Here is a 10,497-nt window from a genome sequence, read left to right as displayed (position 1 = left end):
AAGTCCTCGCTGTGCAGGCTGTCCACCACATCCGGGATGGACGCGTACAGGGCCTGACCAAAGTCCAGGTTCTGGGCCCGGAAGAGCTGGTTTTTTATCGTCCGCATGGAGCGCGGAGAGACCATCAGGGCGAGTTCGAGCGCATAGGTGCGGACCTCTTCCATGAACGACTCACGGGCGAAGACCTTGTTGACCAGACCCATTTGCAGGGCTTCTTCGGCGCTGATTTTTCGGGCCGACATGAGCAGGTCGAGTGCGTTGGGCAGACCGACGACGCGGGGCAGGATCCAGTCGATGCCGTGTTCGGCGACCAGCCCCCGGCGGGCAAAGGCGGTGGTGAAGACGGCCGCCTGGGAGGCAAAACGGATATCGGCATACAGGGCCACGATCAGTCCGATCCCGGCGGTCGGACCGTTGAGCGCGGCGATAATCGGCTTGGGGACGGTCGGGAAATAGGCGTGGCGGTAGGAGAAGGCCTGGGGCAGGTCGAGCCCGCCCGGGATTGGACCGGCGGCGTAGCCCTCGGCCCGCATGGCGGCGTGGCGGTTGCTCGGCGCGGCGTCCGAAGCGACGCTCCGGCTGGCCTGGTTGAGCCCCGACATATCGGCGCCGGCGCAGAACCCGCGGCCCGCCCCGGTCAGAATGATGACCCGCACCGCCTCATCGGCTGTTGCGACGCTCATGGCTTCGCGGACCTCGCGCTCCATGGCCGGGGTCCAGGCGTTCAGGCGATCGGGCCGGTTGAGCGTCAGAGTCGCCACCCCGTCCTGTACCTCATACACAATTTGTTCGTAGCTCATGACGGTCTCCTTTCTGATCGGGGTTAGTCTGGCAGCTCTTGCCCGTCGCCGCAACATTGAGCCGGGGAAACGCCTGTGGTAGACGAGGCCAAAAGGAGAACCGTGCCTATGCCAACTCCCTTCTCGGGTGGCTGCCTGTGTGGAGCCATTCGCTATGAGTGCTCGACCGAACCGATTATGGTTGCCAACTGCCACTGCCGGGATTGCCAGCGGGCGAGCGGCAGCGCCTTTGCCACTAATCTGGTCGTGCCCGTCGAGTCGGTCAGTCTGAGCAAGGCCAGCCCGACCTACCACGACACCCTGGCCGACCGCGGCCATACCATGAGCCGGGGCTTTTGCCCGACCTGCGGCGCCCGGCTGATGCTCAAAAACTCGGCCTATCCGGACATCCTGGTCATCCACGCGTCGAGCCTGGCCGACCCGAGCTGGGTGCGGGTCGGCATGGACATTTACACCGCCAGCGCCCAGCCGTGGGATTTTCTGGACCCCCTGCGGCGCCATTTTACCCACATGCCGGAGCGTAAGACAGCGTGAGGCGTTGAAAGAGCCGGCCCGGACACAGGCTTGAGAAGCGGCGGGCAGCTCCGGTCTCAGCCTAAACCGACAGGGCCGCAGCCGCTTCGGCATGGAGGCGATACAGCGCGGGTATCGTGTCACGTGGCCGGCGCCCCAAGCCGCACTCGGTGGCCACCCCAAAGCCGGAGTAGACGCGCTGCGCCGCGCCGATCCGGCGCAGTGCGCCCGCTCGTCCATCGTTCAGATGCACCAGGCCGAGGTAGAGTTTGGCCGCGCCAATCTCCAGGTCCTTGAGCGGTGCGAAATACGCGCCGTCGTCCCGACTGCGCGGCACCGGCATATGGAAAAAGTCAATCTGACGGGACACCGCTCGAGTCGCGGCGTTCGCCATCCGGACCACCAGATTCAGGTCCGGGGGTTCGACCAGATGTTTGTGGTCTAAGTCGCCATAGCACAGATGGCAGCCCATGAGGGTCGGGTCCGGCACGTGTCGCGCCATACTGCTCAGGGCCTGCTGATAGCGCTCAAACGGGTCGCCCGGGGGCTGCCATGGCGCCCCGAGTTGGTCTTGCAGAGCCAGGGCCAGGACCTCTACACAGATATCCCACTGCAACACCAGATCGGCAGCGGGGATGGCATCGAGGATGTGGGCAATTTCCCGCCCCATCGCCTCTTCATAGGCCGCCCGCATCAGTTCGTAGTCGTGTGCGTTGGTGACATACATACGGGTAGCACTCTCGGTGAGCGGTACACAGACCTGAAAGCGCACCCCGGCCGGAATGACGCCCGCTGTCCGTAAGCGGCAAAAGTCCTGATAGGAACGTGTCGCCTCAGCTGCATAGCCCAGCTGCTCGAAGCGGAGGGTCTCCAGCCCGTCCTTGACCTTAAACAGCCAGCTCTCTCCCAACTTCTCGTACGTATCCACATACCACCGCTCCTGCCCGGCCACGGGTTGGGGCCGTTGGAGAGTCTCCAGCCCGGGGTGGTCGTGAAAAATCCGGGCTCCCAGGAATTGAACAAACATGCGGCGATAGCCGGTTTCACCGTCCGGCAAGCCTGTCACATAGTTCCCGACTGCCGGCCCACTGGCGCTGAGAACCTCGGCAGTATTGTCTCCGGGGATGCTGCCGACCAATAACACGGAACCTGCCATGCGTGATTGGGCCATGTGTCCTTCCTCCTTTGCCCGCACCTCACGCGCGGATTCTTCCTAAGCCGTACGAGCGCTACAAATCCATCGGTAGCTCGAGATGGTCGTGATAGATCCGGTCGCGATGCTCCAGGAGCTGGGGAGACAGAGCCGCGGCGACCACCGGATCGGTATTCACGAACGAGGCCCGCAGCTGTTCATCTATGGGACACAGCTCAGCCGGCAGCGGCTGGACCAGCACGGCAAAGGTCGCCCAATAGATATCCAGAGCCGACAGGCTGTCACCGATCAGGAACCGGCTGCCGCGGCCCTGCTGCTGGGCCAGGCGCGTGCTCAGCGCCTCCAGGATCTGAGCCACCCGCCGGGGCGCAGCCTCAGCCTCGGTCTGACTGTAGCCATATTTTCCGCCCATATAGGTGGCAAACGCGGTGGCCGGCTCCGGAGCGTTGGGATTCGACAGGATGCCGTGGAGCAGCATCAGACGCCGTGACCAGCCAAATCCGGTCTCCCCGCACAATTCGTTGCACAGCCCGAACATCACAATTCGGTCCTCGGCAGCGTCGGGAATGAGCGATGGGTTCGGGGCCAGACGCTCAACCAGATACAGCTGTTCGTTCCAGCTGTTGCGGGGCCGTTCGTCGTTCCAGACCGCGACCGGCGCGCTGGCCTGGCTGGTCCAGTCTTGCAGGGCCGGGTCGTGCCCCTGGCCTTTGGCCACCCGCCGGTAGGGAATCTGTTTCACGTAACACATGCCCTTAAGGCCCTCGGCCCACGGGTTGGGCCGGCCCGGGGGCACGACCAGGCGCAGCCCGGTCGCGGTTTTTGCCTGTTCAATATCGATATATTCCGCCATGCTGTCTTCCTCCTGCCGGCCTTGAAAACGCGGCTCGTGTTGATCTTCACGCGCCAGCCACTATACAAAGCGGAGGGCACACGGGAAAGCCCGACGCCCCCCGTCCAGCCCAGCACCGTGGAGCCCGTCTGACTCCGGCGGGCGGATCGCATCTTGCCATCGGGCGACTGTCCTGATATGCCTCGCCTCTTATCCCCCACTCAGCACTAAGGAGCGCCTGCCGTGTCATTGTTCCCCCGTGTCTTTTCACATCTGGTTTTGCCGTCTCTGGTTTTGGCCGTCCTGCTTTTCTGCCCCGCGCCCGCCCAGGCCGACCCGCGTGTCATGAACATCGACCATCCCAACAAGTTGCCCATGACCGGCTTTGCCTCCGCCTTCGATATTGTCGGCGATGTCAACGCCGACGGGATGCCGGACTATGTGATCGGCGCCTATCAACACCGCTGGGACGACAACGACAGACAGGGGCGGGTCTTTGTGTATGACGGTAGCACCGGGAGGCTGCTGTATACGATTGACAACCCGTCTCCCCAAGCAGACTCGGCTTTCGGCTTTGCCGTGGCCCGCATTGGGGACGTCGACGCCGATGGCATCGCCGATCTGGTGGTCGGCGCTATCGGCCAGGGCGAGGCCGGCAGTGCCCTGTCGATCACCATCGGCGAACAGGCCAGCACGACCGAAGGCCTGGAACTCAAAAAAGTCGGCAGCGGTCAGGCTTTTGTGTTCAGCGCCAAGAACGGTCAGTTCCTCTACACCGTACAAGCCCCCGATCAGGATGCCGGAGCAGCCTTCGGTTTTTCAACCGCAGCGCTGGGCGACCTCACGGGCGACGCCATCCCCGAACTCCTCATCGGCGCACCAGCCCAAAACGGCTCTGGCCGGGCGTATATCTTCAACGGTCAGGACGGCAGCCTGCTGCACGTCCTGGCTCCGCCGGCTCCGCCCGGTCAGGACACCTTTGGCTGGTCTGTTGCCGGGGCGGGCGATCTAAACGGCGACGGGACGCCCGATATGCTGATCGGCGCGCCGTACACCACTGTTGATACGCACCGGATACTGGGGCGGGTGTATGCCATCAGCGGCCACGACCTGAGCCTGCTGTACGCCATTGAGGCGCCCGAGCCCCGGGCCGGATCGGTCTTCGGCTGGCACATCGCCTCGGGCGGAGATATCAACAAAGACGGTACGGCCGACACCCTGGTCGGCGCCCCGTATAAGGACGTGCAGGCAAACCGCTCCCAGGGCGAAGCCTACGTATTCAGCGGCACCGACGGCTCCCTGCTCCTGCCCCTGCACGACCCGGGCCTGGACAACGCCTATGCCGGCTTTGGCTACCGGGTGGCCTGGACATCGGATATCAATGAGGACGGCGCCTCGGAAATCCTGGTCAGCGCGCCACACCAGACCGTGGATGAGTTCAAGATCCAGGGCGCGGTGTTTGTGTTCAACGGCTGGGACGGACGCCATCTGATTACCTTTGACAACCCCAACCCACACCAGGGTTCAAAGTTTGGCTACACCCTGGCGTCTCCGGGCGACTTGCACGGCGACGGCATTCCGGAATTCGCCATTGGCGCGGCGGGCCAAACCATTGGCAACAATGTAGCCAGCGGCCGGATTTTTGTCTTTCAGTCGCAATAGACGAGCCTGGACGAGCTTCGGCGCCCGTCCCCAGCCCAGCGTGTGAAGAGGAGGATCGCACATGCCACATCACTCCCCATTCCCCTACTCCGGCGCCATAGACGCCGACGGCCACATCCTCGAACCGCCCGATATCTGGCAGACGTATATCGACCCTGCTTACCGTGATCGGGCGATCCGCCTGCGGGTCAACGACAAGGGCCTGGAATACCTGGAAATCGACGGCCGGCCGTTCAAATACATGCCGGCCGGCAGTCTGTCGGCGTTTGGCGCGATGGGGAAAAAGCTGTCCGCCACACCCGACCCGACGCGCAGCTATGTGGGAGAGGCGCCGTTCGGCTCAATGGACGCCGACCAGCGTGTCCAACGGCTGGACCAGGAGGGCCTGGACAAGGCGATTCTGTACCCCAGTATCGGACTCATCTGGGAAACCGAGGAGGTCGGTGACCTGGCCTACCAGCACGCCCTGACCGTCGCCTACAACCGCTGGATTACCGACTTCTGCTCCGGCACCAAGGGCCGGCTGGTTCCGGTTGCGCACATTTCGATGGGCGACCCGCACCAGGCGACCGCCGAGCTTGAGCGGGCGGTCAAAGCCGGCGCCAAAGGCGCGTTTTTCGCGCCCTTCACCCCGACCAACAAGTCCCACGCCCACCCTGACTACGACCCGTTCTGGGCCAAGGCCCAGGAATTGGACGTACCGGTCGGCATTCATCCGGCTGGCGAGCCGCCGTCCAAGCGGGTCCATCAACGTTTCAAAGACATGCAGAAATGGGCCGTGTGGCATTTTAACGTGCACGGCGGCCAGGGGCCGCTGCAAGCCTTCACCGCCCTCTTCCAGTACGGCCTGTTTGACCGCTTTCCCAGGGTCAAAGTCGTGGTTCTGGAGTCGGGGGCCGGCTGGGCCGGCTATCTGCTGAACCGCATGGACGCGGTGTATGACAGCCCGCTCGGCGAGAGCGTTCCACTCAAAGACAAGCCCAGCTCCTACTTTCAGCGTCAGTGCTGGATTTCGGGCGACCCGGACGAAAAAGCGTTCGGCAATGTGGTTGAGTTCGTGGGGGCGGACAAGTTCTTCTGGGCCTCGGATTTCCCCCACCCGGATCATCCCGACAACTACATGCAGGAACTGAGCGAGCTGGTGACGCCCATGTCGGAAGCCACCCGGCAGAAGATCCTGGGCCGGAACGTGGCCCAGGTGTACGGGCTGTAACACCACGCTGCATTGACAAAGATTTCAGACGTTTCACACAGCTGCCATTGTCCGAAATCAGTCTGCCAGAGAGGGTCCGGCCGAGAAGAGCTTGGTATTGAGGAGCGACTGTCAATGCAATTCAAGGCGCTGAGCAGCGTATTGGTCCACTGGGTATTCACCCTTTCTTTCCTCGGTCTGTCAGAAGCCGAGCCCTTGAGACTCGGCAGCATTACTTTTCCCAATTCTGGCCCTGCAGCTGCCCAAGAGGATTTTCTTCGCGGAGTGAAGTATCTGCATAGCTTCGGGTTTGAGGAGGCGGCCGAAGCCTTTCGGGCTGCCTCAAAAATCGCACCGGATTTTGCGCTGGCGTATTGGGGAGAGGCACTGAGTTATAATCACCCCCTTCAGCCAGAGCGCGACCTTGCCTCCCCCCGCCGGGTACTCGCCCGTCTTGGTCCCAGTCCTGCCGAACGTGTGGCAAAGGCGCCAAGCGCCCGCGAGGCGGGCTTGCTTGAGGCCGTTGAGATTCTCTACGGGGCGGGAAGCGCCGCAGAGCGCTCCCTCGCATACAGCCGGGCGATGGGCCGCCTGGCCGCCCACTATCCAGACGACGAAGAGATTCAGGCTTTTTACGCCGTCGCTCTGCTTGGGACAGTCCGCCATATCGGTGAATCGTGGGGCGCGGAGTCAACCTACCGGGTCCGGATGCAGGCAGGCGCACTTGCCCAAGACATCTTCCGCACTCATCCCGACCATCCCGGCGCCGCCCACTACATCATCCACGCTTTCGATGACCCGGTCCACGCGCCGCTGGCTTTGACGGCGGCGGAACGCTATGCCGAGATTGCCCCTGACGTGTCGCACGCGCTCCATATGCCCTCGCACATTTTTATCCAGCATGGCATGTGGGATAAAGTCGTGGCGTCCAATGACGCATCCTATCAGGCAGCCATACAGCTGTGGCAGAAGCGAGCCGATTTTAGTGACACCAAGCGATATTTCAGTGACTCGTCTGTCTGGCATGCATTGGACTGGGGCCAATACGGTGCGCTTCAGCAAGCCGACTACGTCAAAGCCAGGCAGACGCTCGCCCTTCTCCGGCCAGTCGCGGCAGAAAGTCAAGTCTCGCGGGTCAAAGAAGGTGTTGGCGTTATGGCTGCCCGTTACATCGTTGAAAGCGAACAGTGGGAGAAACTTGCCATTACCGACACGACTGCATCGGCTGCACTGCTGGCGACAGGCCTGAGTGCCGTACGGCTGGGCGATATTGCAACAGCTGAGCAGGTCGAAGCCAGACTCAAGACTCTGGCTGAAGAAAAGCACCCGTCGCCGCGTCTCGAAAAATCCGTAGCTATTATGCATAAGGAGATAGCGGCGCTGGTTCGCCTGGCACGAGGCAAGAGCGACGCGGCCATAGCCCTCATGCAAGAAGCCACCGCACTGGCCCAAGACCTGGGTTTGCCCAACGGAGCTGCGATACCGATTAAACCAGCCCACGAGCTGTATGGAGAAATCTTGCTCGAACTGGGTCGGCCCCAAGAAGCGATGGCCCAGTTCGAGGCTTCCCTGCTCAGGATGCCGAATCGTGCGCTTTCGTTGCGTGGCTTGGCCAGGGCTGCTGCCCAGAGCGGTGATACGGAAACCGCTCGGCAGCGGTATACACAGCTCGTACAGATTTGGGAAAGTCGAGGGACTCCTGAAGTTCTGCAAGAAGCCCAGGGCTTCTTAAAAGAGCAGGCGTCCTAAAGCAGAACAGCTGAGCGAGCTGGTGACGCCCATGTCGGAAGCCACTCGGCAGAAAATCCTGGGCCGGAACGTAGCCCAGGTATACGGGCTGTGAGCCGCCCCTAATACAAGACTTGCTCGTCCTTGAGGCGGGCGACTGCGTGGGCGTCGTAGCCCAGCACCTCGCGCATCACCTGGTCGGTGTCCTGGCCCAGCAAGGGGGCCGGCCAGCGTACCCCGTTGGGCGCGTGGCTGAACAGCCAGGGAATCCCCATGTGGGTTCGGGTCCCGACTTCCGGATGGGCCAATCGCTCAAAGAAGCCGCGGGCGTTGAGGTGGGGATCTTCGATCAGATCCTTGCCGCTCATTGACGGAAAGGCGGCCACTCCGGCTGCTTGCAGCTGGTGGGTCACGTCCCACTTTTTGCGCGCTGCCGTCCAGGCGCTCAGCATCCGGTCCAGCTCCTCTTCGTTGGCCTTGCGGTCCGTAGCGCTGCCAAAGCGCGCATCCGTCGCCAGTTCGGGCCGGCCTATGGCTCGACACAGGCCGGCCCACTCCTCATCCGTCCCACAGGCGATCGTGACCCACTCGTCGTCACCCGCGCAGCGGTAGCAGTTGTGGGGCGCCATCCATGGGTCGTGATTGCCCCGTCGGGGGGGCTGGGTCGTATTCATCGCGTAGTCCATCCAGCCTTCGGCCACCAGCACCGCAACCGCTTGCCACAGGGACACGTCGATATGCTGGCCCTGGCCGGTCCGCCGGCGGGCGACCAGGGCCGCGCAAATAGCCGCCGCAGCGTGGATGCCGGAAGTCGGATCGCCGTAGGCCATGCCGACTTCCTCGGGTGGACCGCCCTCATAGCCGGTGATCGACGACAGGCCGGTCAGGGGCGGAATGGCCGGGCCGTAGGCCATGTAGTTGCGCTGGGGTCCGGTCTGACCGTAGCCGGAGATGGACGCCATGATGATATCGGGCTTGACGCGTCGGAGTTCTTCATAGCCCAGGCCCAGCTGATCCATCACCCCGGTGGCAAAGTTCTGGAGGACGACATCGCTCTTGCTGACCAGCTCCTTGGCCAGGTCTCTGCCTTCGGGCGTGGTGAGGTTGAGCAGCAGGCTTTTCTTGCCCTGGCCCCACTGGTTGAACAGCGCACACCGGTTCACCCCCGGCTCCATGCCTTTGGGGTAGTACACCAGGCGTCGAGCCAGATCGAGGCGGGTGTGCGACTCGATCTTGATCACCTCGGCTCCCAGATGGGCCAGCTGCAAGGCACAAAAGGGGCCGGCCCACACCCAGCTGAAATCGGCAACGCGCACACCGGCCAGTGGTAGCTGGCGGTTTGTCGGGCCGGGGGCCGGCGACGGAGCGGTCCGCTCGGTCTCGGCCGGTGTCCCGGGGTCCACGTCCCGCCGGCTGTTATGTTCACCGAGCAGAGGCGCCGGACGCCGCAGCTCCCACCACGGGCTGTCCAGCACATACGGGGCTCCCAGGTGGGTCAGCCGGCCGGCTCGGGGATGACCGACATCGACAAAAAAGCCTCTGGCCCGCAACTGCTCCTGGTCGGCCAGCTGGGCCATGCTGAAAACCGGGGCAAAACAGATCCGGCGCTCCTGGCCGACCCGAAACAGCTCTTCGACCTTCCAGCCCTTGACCCAGTCGACCAGGTAGGTCCTCAAGACATCCTGGTTTTTGCTGCGATTGGCCAGCCCCTGGAAAATCTCCCACTCGGCCCACTCTGGATTGCCCATCAGATCGACCAGCCGCTGCCACTGATCTTCTTCCCCGACAACCAGGAACATCAGACCGTCCTGGCAGGGGAAGATGTCCCAGGGATAGAGCGCCCGCTGGCCCAGACGGGTGGCTACCTGCTCCTGATAGGTGTAGTTCGGGGCGCTGATATCAACGAACGAGGCGATATAGGCCTGGCCGGAAAAGTCGATGTGCTCGCCCAGCCCGGTCTGCAAGACCATGTTATAGGCCGCCAGCGTGGCGGTCGCCGCTGCGGTGGCGATCTGGAAATCGGCCTGATGACCGGCGGCTTTGAGCGGCGGCAGCTCCGGCCGGTCAGAGCCGCCCGGGCTCAGCCACGCCCAGCCCCCGCCGTGGGCGACGGTCAGCTCATAGGCGGTGTAGTCCTTGTGCGGGCCGCTGAGGCCGAAAGGCGTGATGGAGCACATGACCAGGCGCGGGTTTCGGGCTCGAAAGGCGGCGTAGTCGAGACCCAGGGCGGCCATGTGTGCCGGGGCATAGTTGTGGACCACGATATCCGCCTCTGCGACCAGCTCCATCAGCGTCTGGCGCTCGCCGGGCAGATCAAGCACCACACTCTGTTTGTTGGTGTTGAGATACAGGAACAGGCCGCTCTGCTCGGGGTCGGGCACGCCGTTCGGAAACGGGCCGCGCTGCCGGGCCAAGTCCCCGCCGGGCTCTTCGACCTTGATGACCTCAGCACCAAGATCGGCCATCAGCTTGGTGGCATAGGCCGCCGACACCATGTGTCCCAACTCAATGACCTTCACCCCGTCCAGTCCTTGCATAGTCGTTCCCCCCTTAGAGACTGCCGCCAGCCTGTGTCCACCGGCATCGTTTCATAGCCGACGTTAGCACTTCGGCCAAT

The 10,497-nt window shown here is 63.2% G+C and carries 8 protein-coding genes; 4 read left to right on the top strand and 4 right to left on the bottom strand.

Features of this window, described 5'->3' with window-relative positions; translation table 11 throughout:
- Positions 1–800: enoyl-CoA hydratase/isomerase family protein (locus tag J4F42_02210; protein MCE2484301.1), on the bottom strand; the 800-nt coding region annotated here is incomplete at its 3' end.
- A 108-nt stretch (positions 801–908) separates the two neighbouring features.
- On the opposite strand from J4F42_02210, the gene J4F42_02205 reads away from it, so the two are divergent.
- Positions 909–1,334 carry a GFA family protein gene (locus tag J4F42_02205; protein MCE2484300.1) on the top strand — a complete coding sequence of 142 codons (426 nt, stop codon included), beginning with the start codon at positions 909–911 and terminating at the stop codon, positions 1,332–1,334.
- Between the two features lie 61 nt (positions 1,335–1,395).
- Here J4F42_02205 and J4F42_02200 read toward each other — a convergent pair whose 3' ends face one another.
- A complete protein-coding gene (locus tag J4F42_02200; GenBank protein MCE2484299.1) occupies positions 1,396–2,484 on the bottom strand; it encodes a hypothetical protein in 1,089 nt (362 codons plus the stop codon).
- A 58-nt stretch (positions 2,485–2,542) separates the two neighbouring features.
- A complete protein-coding gene (locus tag J4F42_02195) occupies positions 2,543–3,319 on the bottom strand; it encodes a hypothetical protein (protein MCE2484298.1) in 777 nt (258 codons plus the stop codon).
- Positions 3,320–3,541: 222 nt separating this feature from the next.
- Between J4F42_02195 and J4F42_02190 the strand changes: the two genes are divergently transcribed.
- The 3 genes from J4F42_02190 to J4F42_02180 all read left to right on the top strand — a co-directional run bounded on the left by J4F42_02190 (position 3,542) and on the right by J4F42_02180 (position 7,901).
- Entirely contained in the window at positions 3,542–4,960 is a 1,419-nt protein-coding gene (locus tag J4F42_02190) for a VCBS repeat-containing protein (GenBank protein MCE2484297.1), read from the top strand.
- Between the two features lie 61 nt (positions 4,961–5,021).
- On the top strand, positions 5,022–6,173 hold the full coding sequence (locus J4F42_02185; GenBank protein ID MCE2484296.1) for an amidohydrolase: 1,152 nt from the start codon (positions 5,022–5,024) through the stop codon (positions 6,171–6,173).
- 114 nt (positions 6,174–6,287) lie between these two features.
- Entirely contained in the window at positions 6,288–7,901 is a 1,614-nt protein-coding gene (locus J4F42_02180) for a hypothetical protein (GenBank protein ID MCE2484295.1), read from the top strand.
- A gap of 101 nt (positions 7,902–8,002) precedes the next feature.
- Here J4F42_02180 and J4F42_02175 read toward each other — a convergent pair whose 3' ends face one another.
- Positions 8,003–10,417 carry a CoA transferase gene (locus J4F42_02175; GenBank protein MCE2484294.1) on the bottom strand — a complete coding sequence of 805 codons (2,415 nt, stop codon included), beginning with the start codon at positions 10,415–10,417 and terminating at the stop codon, positions 8,003–8,005.
- Positions 10,418–10,497 lie beyond the last annotated feature (80 nt).

The sequence above is a fragment of the Desulfurellaceae bacterium genome, assembly GCA_021296095.1.
Taxonomy (GTDB): domain Bacteria; phylum Desulfobacterota; class Binatia; order Bin18; family Bin18; genus JAAXHF01.
The sequence above is the reverse complement of the archived record's forward strand: the minus strand, read 5'-3'. Positions and strand labels throughout refer to the sequence as shown.